Origin of the sequence: Microbacterium sp. K27, from assembly GCF_004794435.1 — a bacterium.
Classification (GTDB): domain Bacteria; phylum Actinomycetota; class Actinomycetes; order Actinomycetales; family Microbacteriaceae; genus Microbacterium; species Microbacterium maritypicum_A.
The window spans coordinates 74382-91052 of the sequence record NZ_SSDK01000042.1 but is presented as its reverse complement, the minus strand read 5'-3'; the positions used below and the strand labels follow the sequence as shown (position 1 = coordinate 91052).

Below are 16671 nucleotides of genomic sequence, written 5' to 3'. Positions count from 1 at the left end.
GGTTGCAAACGGGGTGTGGCGCAGCTTGGTAGCGCGCTTCGTTCGGGACGAAGAGGTCGCAGGTTCAAATCCTGTCACCCCGACCAGTAACACCGGAAGGCCGCCCTCAGGGGCGGCCTTCTCTGTACCGGGACCGTGCACGAAAGGGAACGCATGAACTCTCTGCTCCCGCCGCCGCGCCGTTTCACCCGGGCCTGGGCGATCGCCCTCGGTGTCCCCTTCCTGATCGGCCTCGCCGCTCTCACCCTCACGCCGTCGAAGGTCGAGGAGTCGATGCCGAATCTGCTCGACCTCGTGCTCGCCACAGCTCACCGTCTCGGCTGGGAGTGGCTCGACTTCACCCGGCTCGAGATCATCGCGAACGTGCTCGTCTTCGTGCCGGTCGGCATCCTCGCCTTCCTACTCCTCCCCCGTCGTATCTGGTTCCTCGCTGTGCTGGTGGGGCCGCTGCTGTCAGCGATGATCGAGATCGCCCAACGTGTGGCTCTCCCCCACCGCGCGGCCACCGTGAACGATGTCGTCGCCAACTCGACGGGCGCCATCATCGGCGTCGCCGTCGCGGTCGCCTTCACCCTGCTGATCGCCCCGAGAGCCTCCCAGCGTCCACCTTCTAGGCTGGAGACATCATGACCGCGCCCACACTCGTCGCCTTCGATCTCGATGACACGCTCGCCCCCTCCAAGGGCCTGATCGACCCGCGGATCGCCGCGCTGCTCCGCACTCTGCTGCGCACCGTCGACGTCGCCATCATCTCCGGAGGAAACGAGGCGCAGTTCCGCTCGCAGGTGATCGCACAGATCGGAGACGCTGACCCCTCCGATCTCGCCCGGCTGCACCTCCTGCCCACCTGCGGCACCCGCTACCTCCGCCACGACGGCACGGACTTCGCCCCGGTCTACGCCCACGATCTCAGCGAGGCCGACAAGCAGGCGGCCCTCACGGCTCTGCGCGAAGAGGCCGAGCGCCTCGGACTGTGGGAGGCCAAGCCGTGGGGCGACATCCTCGAGGACCGCGGATCGCAGATCACCTTCTCGGCGCTCGGTCAGCGTGCGCCGCGCGAGGCGAAGCACGACTGGGACCCGACGGGCGCCAAGCGGGCTGCGCTGCGGGATGCGGTCGCCGCACGCCTTCCCGGTCTCGAGGTGCGCTCGGGCGGTTCGACCTCGATCGACATCACCCAAGCCGGTATCGACAAGGCCTTCGGAATGCGGCAACTCGCCGCGCACACCGGCATCGCCCTCACCGAGATGCTGTTCTACGGCGACCGGCTCGATGAGGGGGGCAACGACTACCCCGTGCTCGCGATCGGTGTTCCCGCCATCGCCGTCGACGGCTGGGAAGACACCGCAGACAAGCTCGACGCGCTTCTGCTGACGCTCTGACCTTCGCGGTGTCGCGCTGCGCGACCCTCCGCGAGAGTCCTAGCATGGCGTCATGGATGCCCTGCTGATCGTCATCGTCGTCGCCGCGGCCACCAGCGCCGTCTGCTGGGTGCTCTCCCTGATCACCCGCGACACCTCCTGGGTCGACCGCGCGTGGTCGATCGTGCCGGTGGCCTACGTCTGGATCTTCGTCGCCGGCGCTTTCGTGAACGGTGACGGGTCGGCGCGTGTGGTCGTGATGGGTGTGCTCGCCACCGCGTGGGGCGCACGCCTGACCTTCAACTTCGCCCGCAAGGGCGGCTACACCGGGATGGAGGACTACCGCTGGGCCATCCTGCGTGGGCGGATGCGGCCCTGGCAGTTCCAGATCTTCAACGCGCTGTTCATCATCTGCTATCAGATGGCACTGCTCGTGCTCATCACGCTGCCGACGCTGGTCGCCGCACAGCACCCTTCGGCCCTCACCGGGTGGGACGCGCTGTTCATCGCCGCATTCGTCGCCTTCCTCGTCGGAGAGACGATCGCCGATCAGCAGCAGTGGGTGTTCCATCAGCGGAAGAAGCAGGCGGGTGGCACGCTCGCACCGGGATTCGCCACGACGGGCCTCTTCCGATACAGCCGGCACCCGAACTTCTTCTTCGAGCAGGCGCAGTGGTGGGCCTTCTACGCGATCGGAGCGACGGCTGCGGTCACCGGCGGAGCCGGCGTCATCGGCGGGGTGCTGAATCCGACGATCATCGGTCCGGCTCTGCTGACCGTGCTCTTCATCGGCTCGACGATCTTCACCGAGTCGATCACCGCGTCGAAGTATCCGGCGTACGCCCAGTACCGCAAGACCACGTCGATGCTGGTGCCGTGGCCCCCACGCACCAGGGCGGTGGCCACGCAGTCCTGAGACGACGTGGCCACCTCCCGGTCAGATCCGGACGAGCAGGGCTCAGTGCACGCGGGCTTCCGCGGCGGCGCGGGCCACGGGAACCAAGCGGGTCAACTGGGTCACGTGCGCGGGCTCGAGCTCGGCGAGCGAGGCGACACCCAGCAGGCGCATCGTGCGTTCGATCTCGCTGCGCAGGATCGCGATCGTGCGGTCGACACCCTGACGTCCGCCCGCCATCAGACCGTAGAGGTACGCCCGTCCGATCAGCGTGAAGTCCGCTCCGAGCGCCACCGCGGCGACGATGTCCGCACCGTTCATGATGCCGGTGTCGATCATCACCGTGAAGTCGTCGCCCACGGCCTTGCGCACCTCGGGAAGCAGGTGGAACGGGATCGGTGCACGGTCGAGCTGGCGGCCACCGTGGTTCGAGAGGACGATCCCGTCGACTCCGGCATCGCGCAGACGCACCGAGTCCTCGACGTTCTGCACGCCCTTGATCACGATCTTGCCTGGCCAGATGTCGCGGATGACGGCGAGATCGTCATAGCTGATTGTGGGGTCCATCGCGGCGTCGAGCAGCTCGCCCACGGTCCCTCCGGTCGTGCTGAGCGAGGCGAACTCGAGCTTCGGGGTGGTGAGGAAGTCATACCACCACCATGGGCGCGGGATCGCGTTGATGATCGTGCCGAGGGTCAGCTGCGGCGGGATGCTGAACCCGTTGCGCTTATCGCGCAGACGCGCTCCCGCGACCGGGGTGTCCACCGTGAACTGCAGGGTGTCGAACCCCGAGGCAGCGGCGCGACGGGTGAGCTCGTAGGAGATCTCACGGTCGCGCATGACGTAGAGCTGGAACCAGTTGCGTCCGTGCGGGTTGGCGGCCTTCACGCCCTCGATCGAAGTGGTGCCGAGGGTCGAGAGCGTGAACGGGATCCCGGCGGCGGCCGCGGCGCCCGCGCCCGCCGTCTCCCCCTCGGTCTGCATCAGACGGGTGAACCCGGTCGGGGCGATTCCGAACGGCAGAGCGGACGGACCGCCGAGGATCTCGACGCTGGTGTCGACGGTCGGCGCCGGTCGCAGGATCCCGGGGTGGAACTCCACGTCCTGGAACGCCTGACGTGCGCGCGTGAGCGACAGCTCGCCCTCGGCGGCGCCGTCGGTGTAGTCGAACGCGGCCTTCGGCGTGCGGCGCTTGGCGATCAGGCGAAGATCATCGATCGTGAGAGCACCCTCCAACCGTCGCTTGCGACCGTCGAGTTCGGGCTTCTTGAACTTCATCAGCTCGAGGAGCTCGACGGGGTTGGGGAATTGGCGCTGCACCATGATGTGCCTCTCAGATCTGGGGGTGGATCTCACGGGTCAGGCCCGCGGACGTGTAGTAGCCGGTGATGTGCGTGTGGACCAGGGAACGCGCTGTCTCGACGTCGGCGGCATCGATCGCCGCGACGAGTGCGTGGTGCTCGGCGCGAAGCCGCGTCGCCATCGCCCCCCAATCGGCGATCGCGGAGACGCCCGCCTGCACGTAGGACTCGATCGAGGAACGAAGACCCGCCATCATCGCGGCGATGACCGTGTTTCCGCTGGCCTCGGCGAGCGAGAGGTGCAGCTGCGCGTCGAGGGCGAGGAACTCCGACGGGGCGAGGCCCGGGGCGTCCATCGCGGCGAGCAGTTCATGGGCGCGGTCCGTGTCGCGCTCGGGGGCGCCTGCCATCGCGGCGACGACCGCGTCTTCGAGCACCAGACGCGTGCGCACGACGTCGTCGAGCGGGAAGCCTTGCGCCGCCACCTGGAGCCGCAGCAGCGCTGACATGCCACCGGTGGGCGTGGCGATGACGATGGCGCCCGATTGCGGGCCCGAGCCGGTGGCCGTGCGGATGAGCCCCATCACTTCGAGCACCCGGAACGCCTCGCGGACGCTCGAGCGTCCGACGCCGAGCTCGGATGCCAGATCACGCTCGGACGGGAGACGATCACCCGGACCGAGACGTCCGTCGAGGAGGTCGCGTTCGATGTGCTCGAGCACGAGTCGCCATGCGCGCGCCGGCTGGTCGGTCATCGAACCTCCTGTGGTCAGACCACAGAGTATCGCGTGTGGTCAGACCACGCAAACAGGCACGCTCGATCCCCGCCCCGCGTGCGCACCTCAGGAAGAAGACGACGACGTGCGTCGCAGACGGCTCACCGCGGCACGGGGCCGACTGTCTTCCTGGATTGTGCACGGCTGCGCGACGGCAGCGGCCGACGGGCGCCTCGACGGATCGGGCCGGCCTCAGCCCAGGCGACCACCGGACTCTTCGAGGTAACAGGTACCGCAGAGCGACTCATAGGTGGTCAGCTCCGGCGAGGCCGATCCGGTCGCGCCCTCGTCGATAGCGACCTGGTCGCCGTCGAACACGAACCGTCCACCGACGACGCGACCGTTGAACACGGCCTTCCGCCCACAGCGGCAGATCGTCTTGAGTTCCTCCAGCGAGTGCGCAATCGCGAGCAGTCGCGCGGATCCGGGGAAGGCATGAGTGAGGAAGTCGTTGCGGATGCCGTAGGCGATGACCGGGATTCCGTCGACCACCGCGATGCGGAAGAGATCATCGACCTGGGTCGGCGTGAGGAACTGCGCCTCGTCGATCAGCAGGCAGGCGACGTCGCTCGGCCCTTCCGGCAGCAGCTCGTCGTCCGACGCATGCTGCATGCGCCCGCGATGTGCGGCGAAGATCGCACGCGCGTCGTCATCGGGATCGATCAGGAAGTCGACCCGACGGGTGACGCCGAGTCGACTCTCGATCTCGGATGCCCCCTTGGTGTCGATCGCCGGCTTCGCGAGAAGCACGTGCTGCCCGCGCTCCTCGTAGTTGTAGGCGGCCTGCAGCAGGGCGGTCGATTTTCCGGAGTTCATCGCGCCGTAGCGGAAGTAGAGCTTCGCCACGGTGCGACCTCAGACGTTGATGCCGAGTGCGGCTGCGGTCGCTGCGGTCGACTTCTCGGCGAGCTCCGGATTCTCGTTCAGCTTCTCACCGAACGTGGGGATCAGCGCGCGCAGCTCGGGCTCCCAACCCGGGTACTCCGCGGGGAAGCACTTCTTGAGCAGATCGAGCATGATCGGCACGGCGGTCGAGGCGCCCGGAGAAGCACCGAGCAGACCCGCGATCGACCCGTCGGCCGCCGCGACGACCTCGGTGCCGAACTGCAGGATGCCACCCTTCTTCGGGTCCTTCTTCATGACCTGGGCGCGCTGGCCGGCGTCGATGAGCGTCCAGTCCTCGTCCTTCGCAGTCGGCATGAACGTACGCAGGCTGTCGACCTTCTTGGCGTGGTTCTTCAGCAGCTCGCTGATGAGATACGTGATGAGATCGGGGTTCTTCACCGCCACCTGCAGCATCGGCAGCAGGTTGTGCGCGCGCACCTGCGAGACGATGTCGAGCATCGACCCGTTCTTCAGGAACTTCGGGCTGAAGGTCGCGAACGGCCCGAACATGAGTGAGGCCTCGCCGTCGACGACACGCGTGTCGAGGTGCGGGACCGACATGGGCGGAGCACCCACCGACGCCTGCGAGTACACCTTCGCCTTGTGCTGGGCGACGATCGTCGGGTTGGTGGTCTTGAGGAACTGGCCGCCGATCGGGAAGACGCCGTAGCCCTTGATCTCCGGGATGCCGGAATTCTGCAGCAGCTTGAGAGCCCAGCCGCCGGCCCCGACGAACACGAAGCGCGCCTTGACCTCGCTCGGGGTGTGACCGATGCTGTTGCGGTACTTGACCAGCCAGGTACCGTCCTTCTGCTTCTTCAGACTGCGCACCTCGTGGTTGGTGCGCAGCGTGACGCCGGAGTCGGTCAGGTGGTCGAACAGCTGGTGCGTGAGGGCGCCGAAATCGACGTCGGTGCCCGCGGGAACGCGGGTCGCGGCGAACGGCTCGCCCTTCACCCGCTGCTGCATGAGGAGCGGCGCCCACTTGTTGATGACGCGGGAATCCTCGCTGTACTCGATGCCCGCGAACAGCGGTTGCTTCTTGAGTACCTCGTACCGGTTCTTGAGGTACGCGACATCCTTCTCACCGCGCACGAACGTCATGTGCGGCGTCGCGTTGATGAAGGTCGACGGCGCATCGAGCACGCCCTTCTCCACCAGCGACGACCAGAACTGCCGGCTCTGCTGGAACTGCTCGTTGATCGAGACCGCCTTGGCGGGGTCGAGCGGGGCATCACCCTGCTGCGGCATGTAGTTCAGCTCGCACAGTGCGGCGTGCCCCGTGCCGGCGTTGTTCCACGGGTTCGAGCTCTCCTGAGCCACCTCGGAGAGTCGCTCGAAGGCGACGATCTTCCACTCCGGCTGCAGCTCGTGCAGGAGAGTACCCAGGGTGGCGCTCATGATGCCACCGCCGATCAGGACGACATCGACGTTTTCAGTCACCGAACCAGTCTAGTTCGCGGGCACGCCACCGCCGACCATGCGGCACGGCCCGGTCAGACCGCTTCCACATCGCGGGGATACCGTCAGGCTATGACCGCCAGGCGCTCTGCCAGGATCTCGGCGATCTGCACGGCGTTCAGCGCCGCCCCCTTGCGCAGGTTGTCGTTGCTGAGGAACAGCACGAGCCCCTTGCCCTCGGGGGCGGACTGGTCGGCGCGGATGCGACCGACGAAGCTCGGGTCCTTCCCCGCGGCCTGCAACGGGGTGGGAACCTCGTCGAGCACGACACCCGGAGCGACGCTCAGCACCTCGCGCGCACGCTCGGGCGTGATGTCGCCGGCGAACTCGACGTTGATCGACAGCGAGTGCCCGGTGAAGACCGGCACCCGCACGCATGTGCCCGCGACACGGAGGTCCGGGAGTTCGAGGATCTTGCGGCTCTCGTTGCGGAGCTTCTTCTCCTCGTCGGTCTCGTTGTCGCCGTCGTCGACGAGGTTGCCGGCGAACGGGATCACGTCGAACGCGATCGGCGCGATGTACTTCTCGGGCTCGGGGAAGTCGACCGCCGACCCGTCGTGCACGAGGCGGAGGGTGTCGCCCTGTGCGAGCACGCCCTCGACCTGGCCGAGGAGCTCCTGGGCACCGGCGAGGCCGGAGCCGGAGACAGCCTGGTAGGTCGACACGATCAGACGCTCGAGACCGGCCTCGGCGTGCAGGGCCTTCAGCACCGGCATCGCGGCCATCGTGGTGCAGTTCGGGTTCGCGATGATGCCCTTGGGGCGCTCGTCGATCGCGTGCGGGTTGACCTCGCTGACCACGAGCGGGACCTCAGGGTCCATGCGCCAGGCGCTGGAGTTGTCGACGACCACGGCGCCGGCGGCGGCGAAGCGCGGCGCATAAGCGCGGCTCGCGGTGGCTCCGGCCGAGAACAGGGCGATGTCGATGCCCGCGACATCCGCCGTCTCGACGTCTTCGACGATGACCGTCACGCCACCGAACTCGATGGCCGTGCCGGCGGAGCGCGCGGAGGAGAACAGGCGCAGGTCGCGGATCGGGAACGACCGCTCGGCGAGAATCTCGCGCATCACGGTGCCCACCTGGCCGGTGGCGCCGACGATGGCGACGGAGAGTCCTGAATCGGAGATGCGGGTCATGATGTTCCTTGGCGTCGTGCGGTACTGCGTACGAGGCTTCGGGCGCGGCGTCGGGGTGATGAAGCTGCGCCTGGCGCCGGTGTCAGGGTTTCGGCGAGTCTACCGTGGTCTCACGAACTGCCGGCGCTGCGTCCCGATGGGGCACGGAGTCGGCAGGAAAACGGCGATGAACGGCGGAGATCAGCGGCCGGTGCCGGCGTGGACCGTGGCTTCGGCGTCGCCGTCGAGTCCGTAGGCGGTGTGCACGGTGCGCGCGGCCTCGGTGAGGTCGGTGTCGCGCAGCACGACCGAGATGCGGATCTCCGAGGTCGAGATCATCTCGATGTTGATCCCCCCGGCCGACAGCGCCTCGAAGAGGGTCGCGGAGACACCCGAGTGCGTGCGCATGCCCGCGCCGACGACAGACAGCTTGCCGATCTGGTCGTCGTGGATCAGGTTCTGGAACCCGACCTCGGTCTGCTCTCCGGCGAGGGCCTTGAGGGCGGCCGCCGCATCCGCCTTGGGAACGGTGAAGGAGATATCGGTGCGTCCGGTGGCCGAGACGTTCTGCACGATCATGTCGACGTTCGCACCCGACTTCGCGACGATCTTGAAGATCTCGGCGGCCTTGCCCGGCACATCGGGCACGCCCGCGACCGTGATCTTGGCCTGGCTGAAGTCGGTGGCGACGCCGGCGACGATCGGTTCTTCCATGACTGCTCCCTCGGCTTCGCGGGGGTTCTTCATACCCTCGCCCAGAACGTATGTGCCCTCGGCCGACGAGAACGTCGACCGGGCGTGAATCAGGACGCCGTGACGGCGTGCGTACTCGACGGCGCGGATGTACAGCACCTTGGCCCCGTTGGCGGCGAGCTCCAGCATCTCCTCGCTCGAGACGTGGTCGAGCTTCTGTGCCTTCGGGATCACGCGCGGATCGGCGGTGAAGATGCCGTCGACGTCGCTGTAGATCTCGCAGACATCGGCGTCGAGCGCGGCGGCGAGGGCGACGGCGGTCGTATCGGACCCGCCGCGACCGAGCGTGGTGATGTCACGGGTGTCGCGGTTGAAGCCCTGGAACCCGGCGACGATCACGATCGCGCCTTCGTCCAGAGCTTCGCGCAGACGCACGGGCGTGACATCGACGATGCGGGCGGCACCGTGCTGCGAGTCGGTGATCATGCCCGCCTGGCTGCCCGTGAACGACCGCGCCTCGAAGCCCATGGAGTGGATCGCCATGGCCAGCAGCGCCATCGAGATGCGCTCTCCGCTGGAGAGGAGCATGTCGAGTTCACGGGGCGCGGGAATCGGTGCGACCTCGTTGGCGAGATCGAGCAGCTCGTCGGTGGTGTCGCCCATGGCGCTCACGGCGACGACCACGTCGTGCCCGGCACGACGCGTATCGACGATGCGCTTGGCGACGCGCTTGATGCTCTCTGCGTCGGCGACGGACGAGCCGCCGTACTTCTGCACGATGAGGGCCACGATCACTCCCTGGGATGACGGGCGGATCCGCCCACGCTCATTCTACGATCGGCGCGTATGCCCCGTTGCGCATGTGTCGCGTCGCGGTGCATCGAGTGCACGGGATGTCGCCGAGTGCACGGGATGTTCGCGTGAGCAAGCCGTGCACTCGGCGGCAAGCCGTGCACTCGACGACTCGGAGTGGGAGGTGCACGGCGCGGCGCACGGCAGGAGGTGCGGGGCGCGGCTCAGAGGGAAGGCGGGAGAGCCTGGGGAGAGACCGGGCGCAGTCGACCACCTGTGGCGGCGAACCAGCACCCGACGATGATCAGCGGGAAGCCCAGCAGCAGGCCGGGCGTCAACGGCTCGGCGAGGACGAGGGCTCCGAGGACTATCGCGACCACCGGATTCACATAGGTGAACAGTGGCGCGCGCACCGGACCGACTTCGCGGATGAGTGCGAAGAAGGCCAGGAAGGCCACCGCCGTGCAGATCACGGCGAGCGCGAGCAGCGCGACGATCGACGGCAGAGTGGGCACCTCGTGCTGAGTGAGCAGCCCGATCGGGAGGTAGAAGATCCCGATCATGAGAAGAGAGAGGGTGATGGTGCCGAGGGACGGCACATCGTTGAGCTTGCGAGCGACGATGAAGGGCGCGGTCGCATACAGCACCGCGACCAGCAGCACCTCGCCGGCCGCGAGAAGACTGACCTCACCACCGAAGAGCCCGGGACCCGCGACCACCACCGCGACACCGACGAACCCGACGAGCAGACCGATCCCGCGGGCCGGCCGCAGCACGCCACGGTCGCCACCGCCGAGGGCGATGAGAGCGGCGAACAGCGGCACGGTCGCCACCAGCAGGCCCGTCATGCCGGAGGGCAGCGTCATCTCGGCGTGCCCGAGCAACAGGAAGGGGCCCGCCATCTCGACGACGCCGAACGCGAGCACCCACGGCCAGTGCTTCAGAGCGGCACGCAGCGCACCGCTGCGGAGGGCGAACGGCAGCAGCAGCAGAGCCGCGATGAGCGTGCGCCCCGCCACGATCGCCGGTGGCGAGAACGACTCGACCGCGACGCTGATGAACAGATACGGAACTCCCCACAGCAGCGCCATGGCACCGAAGAGGAGCCAGCCACGACGTGAGAAGCCCGTGTGGGGGCTCACAGGATGCGCCGGCCTTCGAAGGCGCGGCCGAGGGTGACTTCGTCGGCGTACTCGAGGTCGCCGCCGACGGGCAGGCCCGAAGCGAGACGGGAGACCGTGATCTGCATCGTCGTCAGCAGGCGGCTGAGGTAGCTCGCGGTCGCCTCCCCCTCGAGATTGGGGTTGGTGGCGAGGATGACCTCCTGCACGGTGCCGTCGGCGAGGCGGGTCATGAGCTGGGCGATGCGCAGGTCGTCCGGTCCGATGCCGGCGATGGGGCTGATCGCTCCGCCGAGGACGTGGTAGAGGCCCCGGAACTCCCTGGTGCGCTCGATGGCGGCGACGTCTTTGGCGTCTTCGACCACACAGATCAGCGCCTGGCTGCGACGCGGGTCGCGGCAGATGGCGCAACGCTCCTGCTCGGCGACGTTGCCGCAGATCTCGCAGAACCGCACGCGGAGACGGATCTCACTGAGCAGCTCAGCGAGACGGGCGACGTCGAACGTCGGCGTCTGCAGGATATGGAACGCGATCCGCTGCGCGGACTTCGGGCCGATGCCGGGGAGCCGACCGAACTCGTCGATCAACTCCTGAACGATGCCGTCGTACATCAGGAGAACCTCGTCGGGGGCTCGTAGGGCTCTTCGCGCAGGAATGTCGCGCCGAGCACCTGGCGGATCACGGCTTCACCGTAGCGCTGCACTCCTCCGACGGAGGGCGAACGCTCGATGACGACCGGCGGAGTGGCGACGGCCGTGCGCTGGTTCTGCGGCGCCGACCGTTCGGGAGCAGCCCCGCGCGACACGGACGGGTCGGCCGGCGGCTCGTACGAGGGGTCGTACGGAGGCTCGTCGTCGTAGGCCGGAGCCTCGTCGTCGCCGGGCAGCGGCGGCTCGTCGCGATCGATGACACCGTCGGACGGGGGAACCGGTGCCGAGGCCGCTGCCTCGACCTCTTCGGGCTCATCGTCGACGGGGAGCGGCGCGGACGGTATCGGAGCGTCGCGCACCGACTCCTCGTTCGCGGTCGGAATCGACGCGACGGCCCACTCCGTCACCGACGATGCGGACGCGCCACGGACCTGCGAACGAGGGGAACGCGCTGACGCAGGCTCCGATGCGGGAGCGGAATCAGTCGGTGCCGAGGATCCGGACGACGCCGGCTGGCGCGGGGCACCCCCGGTCGGCATCGGGGCGGGGAGGTACTTCACGCGGACGCCGAGCTCGTTCTCGATCGCGGAACGCAGGTGGTCGGAAGGCCCTGAGCCCGGGGTCGTGCCCTTGAACTTGGCGACATCGTGCTGGCTGGTGAATCCGAGCGTGAGCACCTCGGTCTCGGTGACGTACGCCAGGGGCTGCACGGCCGTGGCCAGCAGCCAGGACGTGCGGCTGATGCTCTCGAGCCGCGTCAGCACGGCGGGCCACGCGGCGCGGATGCGCTCGAACGTGACCGGTCCCTGCGATGCCGCAGGAGCCGCGGGTTCTGCAGGAGCCGCGGGTTCCGGTGCGGCACCGTCGGATACCGCACCGACGCTCTCGCTCGCCGCCTGCTCGACGACCCGAGTCTGAGCAGCGGAAGCAGGAGCGGATTCGACGACGACCGGCTCCGGCGTGTGCGTGGAGGCGGCCGGGCTGACGGGAGCCGATGAACCTGCCGAAGCCGCGATCGTGGATGACGCGGAAGGCGCCGGCGCTGCCGGGGTCGCGACCTGTCGGGCGGGAGCCGCGGTACGCTCCCCCGCCGGCGCGGGCGCAGCCACGGCGGCATCCGTCGCTCCCGCGAGCACCCGTGCGACCATGAGCTCGAGATGCAGGCGCGGAGATGTGGCTCCCGACATGTCGTCGAGTGCCGCACTCACCACGTCGGCCGTGCGCGAGAGGCGTGCGGAGCCGAATTCTGCGGCCTGGGCGCGCATGCGCTCCAGGTCGTCTTCGGCGATACCGCGCAGGACGGCGGATGCGCCGGCGCCGACCGCCGCGATCACGATGAGATCGCGCAGACGCTCGAGCAGATCGTCGACGAAGCGACGGGGGTCCTGCCCGGTCTGCACGACCCGGTCGATCGCGGGGAACGCGGTCGCCGCGTCGCCCGCGGCGAGCGCGTCGACGATCTCGTCGAGGAGGGCGGCATGCGTGTACCCGAGCAGGGAGACGGCGCGCGCATAGCCGACGGTGACCGTCTCCGAACCTGCGGGGGCGTCGGAGCCGGCGATCAGCTGGTCGAGCAGCGAGAGCGTGTCACGGGGCGAGCCGCCGCCGGCGCGGACCACGAGCGGGAGGACGCCCTGTTCGACGATCACGCCCTCTTCGGCGCACAGCTTGGCGACGTACTCGAGCATCGCGGCCGGCGGGACGAGCCGGAACGGGTAGTGGTGGGTGCGCGAGCGGATCGTGCCCAGCACCTTCTCGGGCTCGGTGGTCGCGAAGATGAACTTCACGTGCTCCGGCGGCTCTTCGACGAGCTTGAGCAGCGCGTTGAAGCCCTGGGGCGTCACCATGTGCGCCTCGTCGAGGATGAAGATCTTGTACCGGTCGCGGCTGGGGGCGAATGTCGCCCGCTCGCGCAGGTCGCGCGCGTCGTCGACGCCGTTGTGGCTCGCCGCGTCGATCTCGACGACATCGAGTGATCCGCCGCCGGCCCGCGACAGCTCCACACAGCTCGGGCAGACGCCGCAGGGCACGTCGGTCGGCCCCTCGGCGCAGTTCAGGCACCGCGCCAGGATGCGCGCGGACGTGGTCTTGCCGCACCCGCGGGGGCCGGAGAACAGATAGGCATGGCCGACCCGGTCACCGCGCAACGCCGTCATGAGCGGATCGGTCACCTGGGACTGCCCGATCATCTCGCCGAACGTCTCGGGTCGGTAGCGGCGGTAGAGGGCTGTGGTCACCTCAACAGCCTACGGCGTGCCACCGACCTTCGGCGGGCCCGAGCATCAGTCGATCGTCTCGATCACCGGGATCGTCGTCGTGATCACGGGAACGGATGCCGACATGCGCGTGCCGTCCTCGCGTCGAGCGTCGGCGAACTGTCGGAGCGTCGGACGACCGGGGAGCAGGGGACCCTGATCCGCGAGCGGCACGACGACCTCGTCGTCGACGGTCGCGATGTACGCGGTCTCTCGCACGCTGAAGGGAACGGGGGGTCCGTTCCTCACCTGCACGCGCAGCTCGGCCGCAGTCACCGTCACGTGCAGCGTCGATCCCTGCCACTGCAGCGGGAACGACAGCGACGGCCAGCTCGCCGGAAGCCGCGGGTCGAAGCTCAGTTCGCCGGCATAGTCGCGCATCCCGCCGAAACCGCACACCAGAGCCGTCCACACCCCGCCGGCGGAAGCGACGTGCACGCCGTCCGCCGCGTTGTGGTGCAGGTCGTGCAGGTCGACGAACAGCGACTGCTCGAAGTACTTCTGCGCGAGGTCCTGATACCCCACCTCGGCGGCGAGGATCGACTGCACGACGGCCGAGAGAGTCGAGTCGCCGGTGGTCAGCGGGTCGTAGTAGTCGAAGTCGGCCTTCTTCTCCTCTGGCGTGAAGTGATTGCCCTGCAGGAACAGCGCCAGCACGACGTCGGCCTGCTTGAGCACCTGGAACCGGTAGATCACGAGGGGGTGGAAGTGCAGCAGGAGCGGACGCTGATCGGCGGGCGTATTGGCGAGGTCCCACACCTCGCGCTCGAGGAACAGGGAGTCCTGCGGGTGGATGCCGAGGCCCTCGCTGTAGGGGATGTACATGGCCTCTGCGGCGCGATCCCAGGCTTCGGCCTCGCCGGGGCCGAGGCCGGTGCGGTCGACCAGCTTCACGTAGTCGTCGGGATAGCTCTCCCTGATCTCGCGCACGATCTTGGCCGCGTAGCGGAGGTTGTAGCGCGCCATGACGTTCGTGTAGAGGTTGTCGTTCACGACCGTCGTGTACTCGTCGGGGCCGGTGACGCCGTGGATGTGGAACGTCTCGGTCCCCTCCCCCGGCATGCCTTCGATCAACCGGGAGGCACGCCAGAAGCCGAGGGTCGCCCACAACCGGGCGGTCTCGATCGCGATGTCGGCGCCTTCCCGACGCAGGAACTCCTCGTCCCCCGTCGCACGCACGTACTTGCCCAGGGCGAAGCTGATGTCGGCGTTGATGTGGTACTGCGCCGTGCCGGCCGCGTAGTAGGCCGAGGCCTCCTCGCCGTTGATCGTGCGCCACGGGAAGAGCGCCCCCGCCTCGTTGAGCTGCGCGGCCCGACGACGTGCGGCCGGGAGCATGCGCGCGCGGGCGCGCAGCGCGTTGTATGCCCAGCGTGGCGAGGTGTACGTGAGGAACGGGAGCACGTAGATCTCGGTGTCCCAGAAGTAGTGCCCGCTGTATCCCGAACCGGAGACGCCCTTGGCGGGGACTCCGGCGCCGTCGGCACGCGCCGAGGCCTGGGCGAGCTGGAACAGGCACCAGCGGGTGGCCTGCTGCAGGTCGTCGCGCCCGCCGATCTGCACGTCGCTGCGCTCCCAGAACGCGTCGAGCCATTCCCGCTGCCGACGGAACACGGTCTCGACGCCCTCGTCCGCCGCCCGGTCGAGCGAGCGACGGCAGCGGTCGACGAGCTCGCGCGGGGGCACGCCTCGCGACGTGTGGTAGCTGACGAGCTTGGTCACGGTGATCGGCACGCCGGCCTTCGCCTGCACACGGAACACGTTCTTGGCGATGTCCGGTTCCACCAGCGTGCGGGCGTTGTACTCGTTCTCGGTCTCGACGACGTGGTCGGCGACCACGGCGACGGTCATGCCCGAATCGGCGACACGATAGGAGAGCGCGGATCGCAGCCCGTCCTGCCAGTGCTCGGCGGGCTCCAGCACGCGATCGGCGATCTTCTCGGCCTTGCGGGGGTCGAACGCCGCGGCCTTCGTGCCGATCGGCGTGCCCGCGTATACGCCGGCGCCGTCCTGCCTGTTGAGCAGCTGGCAGCTGATGGTGACGGGGGCGTCGGCGTTCTCGACCACGACCTCGAGGCGCAGCACGGCGAGATGACGCTCCTCGAAGCTGACGATGCGCTCGTCGCGCATGCGCACGCGCTTGCCGGACGGGGTCTCCCAGACCACGTGGCGCTCCAGCACGCCGGTGCGCAGGTCGAGTGTGCGCCGGTACTCGCGCACATCGGCGTCGTCCAGCGAGACCGGCTCATCGTCGACGTACACGCGCATGACCTTGGCATCCGGCGCGTTGACGATCGTCTGCCCGACCTCTGCGAAGCCGTAGGCCTGCTCGGCGTGACGGATCGGCCAGGTCTCGTGCAGACCGTTGATGAACGTGCCGTGCTCCTGCGCGCCGCGACCCTCGATGTGGTTGCCGCGCAGGCCGAGATAGCCGTTGCCGACGGAGAACAGCGTCTCTCCGACGCCCTCCTCCGAGTAGTGAGTGTCGATCAGACGCCACGGGTCGACGGGGAAGCGGTCGCGGTCGATCATGCGGTCTCCGGGATGTCGGTGCGGGAAGAGGGAAGGAGGACGGCGAGGTCGTCGACCACGACGGTAGCGCCGGCCGCGCGCAAGGCGTCGGCACCCGTGCCACGGTCGACGCCGACCACGGTTGCGAAGCCGGCCGCCGCAGCGGAGGCGGCGCCGGACGTGGCGTCCTCCACGGCGACCGCACGGGCGGGGTCGATCCCGAGGGCGACGGCACCGGCGGCGAACATGTCGGCGGCGGGTTTGGAGGCGAGTCCGTCGCGTTCGGCCACGACGCCGTCGACGACGATCCGGAAGAAGGAGCGCAGGCCCGCGGCCCCCAGGACCTCTTCGGCGTTCTTGGAGCTCGACACCACGCCGAGCGGGACTCCGGCGGAATGCAGGCTCTCGACGAGTGCGAGCGAGCCGGGATACGGCGCGATCCCCTGGCCGCGCAGCGATGCGGCGAACGCGGCGTTCTTGCGGTTGCCGATACCGCACACGGTCTCGGCCGAGGGGTCGTCGTCGACGTCGCCCCACGGCAGCTCGACGTTGCGACTGTGCATCAGGCTCGCGACGCCGTCATAGCGCTTCTTGGCGTCGACGTAATCGTAGTAGTCGGCATCGGTGTACGGCGGAGTGATCCCCCATCGCGCGAACACATCGTCGAACACGGCCTTCCAGGCGCGCATGTGCACCTCGGCCGTCGGGGTGAGCACGCCGTCGAGGTCGAAGAGCACGCCGTCGGCGTGGAACAGGTCGGGCAGTGCTTCAGGCACAGAGCCTCCAGGAGAAGGGCGATCGTCGGGCCGGCACCTCTCCGTGCCACTGTGCAAGCGTAATGCGGTCGCGCACCGC

Annotated in this window: 14 protein-coding genes and 1 tRNA gene; 4 read left to right on the top strand and 11 right to left on the bottom strand. The window is 68.6% G+C overall.

Annotation, left to right across the window (positions count from 1 at the left end):
• Positions 1-9: 9 nt before the first annotated feature.
• The 4 genes from DW307_RS13450 to DW307_RS13435 all read left to right on the top strand — a co-directional run bounded on the left by DW307_RS13450 (position 10) and on the right by DW307_RS13435 (position 2277).
• A tRNA-Pro gene (locus DW307_RS13450) sits at positions 10-86 on the top strand.
• A 67-nt stretch (positions 87-153) separates the two neighbouring features.
• Positions 154-630 carry a VanZ family protein gene (locus DW307_RS13445; protein ID WP_136024968.1) on the top strand — a complete coding sequence of 159 codons (477 nt, stop codon included), beginning with the start codon at positions 154-156 and terminating at the stop codon, positions 628-630.
• Positions 627-1382, top strand: a complete 756-nt coding sequence (locus DW307_RS13440; RefSeq protein ID WP_136024967.1) for an HAD-IIB family hydrolase — start codon at positions 627-629, stop codon at positions 1380-1382. The genes DW307_RS13445 and DW307_RS13440 overlap by 4 nt, the downstream gene beginning before the upstream one ends.
• Before the next feature lie 52 nt (positions 1383-1434).
• Positions 1435-2277, top strand: coding sequence for a DUF1295 domain-containing protein (locus DW307_RS13435; RefSeq protein WP_136024966.1), 843 nt, complete (start codon positions 1435-1437; stop codon positions 2275-2277).
• Between the two features lie 42 nt (positions 2278-2319).
• Here DW307_RS13435 and DW307_RS13430 read toward each other — a convergent pair whose 3' ends face one another.
• The 11 genes from DW307_RS13430 to DW307_RS13380 form a co-directional block, all read right to left on the bottom strand.
• Complete coding sequence (locus tag DW307_RS13430; RefSeq protein WP_029258715.1) at positions 2320-3579, bottom strand: alpha-hydroxy acid oxidase; 1260 nt, start codon at positions 3577-3579, stop codon at positions 2320-2322.
• 10 nt (positions 3580-3589) lie between these two features.
• Entirely contained in the window at positions 3590-4312 is a 723-nt protein-coding gene (locus tag DW307_RS13425) for a FadR/GntR family transcriptional regulator (protein ID WP_136024965.1), read from the bottom strand.
• 213 nt (positions 4313-4525) lie between these two features.
• Positions 4526-5179, bottom strand: a complete 654-nt coding sequence (locus DW307_RS13420; protein ID WP_021199135.1) for a thymidine kinase — start codon at positions 5177-5179, stop codon at positions 4526-4528.
• 9 nt (positions 5180-5188) lie between these two features.
• Positions 5189-6661, bottom strand: coding sequence for a malate:quinone oxidoreductase (locus DW307_RS13415; protein WP_021199136.1), 1473 nt, complete (start codon positions 6659-6661; stop codon positions 5189-5191).
• Positions 6662-6744: 83 nt separating this feature from the next.
• Positions 6745-7815 carry an aspartate-semialdehyde dehydrogenase gene (locus DW307_RS13410; protein WP_029267275.1) on the bottom strand — a complete coding sequence of 357 codons (1071 nt, stop codon included), beginning with the start codon at positions 7813-7815 and terminating at the stop codon, positions 6745-6747.
• 180 nt (positions 7816-7995) lie between these two features.
• On the bottom strand, positions 7996-9276 hold the full coding sequence (locus DW307_RS13405) for an aspartate kinase (RefSeq protein ID WP_029258718.1): 1281 nt from the start codon (positions 9274-9276) through the stop codon (positions 7996-7998).
• A gap of 227 nt (positions 9277-9503) precedes the next feature.
• A complete protein-coding gene (locus DW307_RS13400) occupies positions 9504-10421 on the bottom strand; it encodes a DMT family transporter (protein WP_031206964.1) in 918 nt (305 codons plus the stop codon).
• Positions 10418-11011 carry a recombination mediator RecR gene (gene recR, locus DW307_RS13395; RefSeq protein ID WP_021199140.1) on the bottom strand — a complete coding sequence of 198 codons (594 nt, stop codon included), beginning with the start codon at positions 11009-11011 and terminating at the stop codon, positions 10418-10420. The genes DW307_RS13400 and recR overlap by 4 nt, the downstream gene beginning before the upstream one ends.
• Positions 11011-13287: a DNA polymerase III subunit gamma and tau gene (locus tag DW307_RS13390; protein ID WP_136024964.1), complete on the bottom strand. Its 2277-nt coding sequence runs from the start codon at positions 13285-13287 to the stop codon at positions 11011-11013. Before DW307_RS13390 ends, recR begins: the two co-directional genes overlap by 1 nt.
• Before the next feature lie 45 nt (positions 13288-13332).
• Entirely contained in the window at positions 13333-15837 is a 2505-nt protein-coding gene (locus DW307_RS13385; protein WP_136024963.1) for a glycoside hydrolase family 65 protein, read from the bottom strand.
• A complete protein-coding gene (locus DW307_RS13380) occupies positions 15834-16592 on the bottom strand; it encodes an HAD family hydrolase (RefSeq protein ID WP_136024962.1) in 759 nt (252 codons plus the stop codon). The genes DW307_RS13385 and DW307_RS13380 overlap by 4 nt, the downstream gene beginning before the upstream one ends.
• Positions 16593-16671 lie beyond the last annotated feature (79 nt).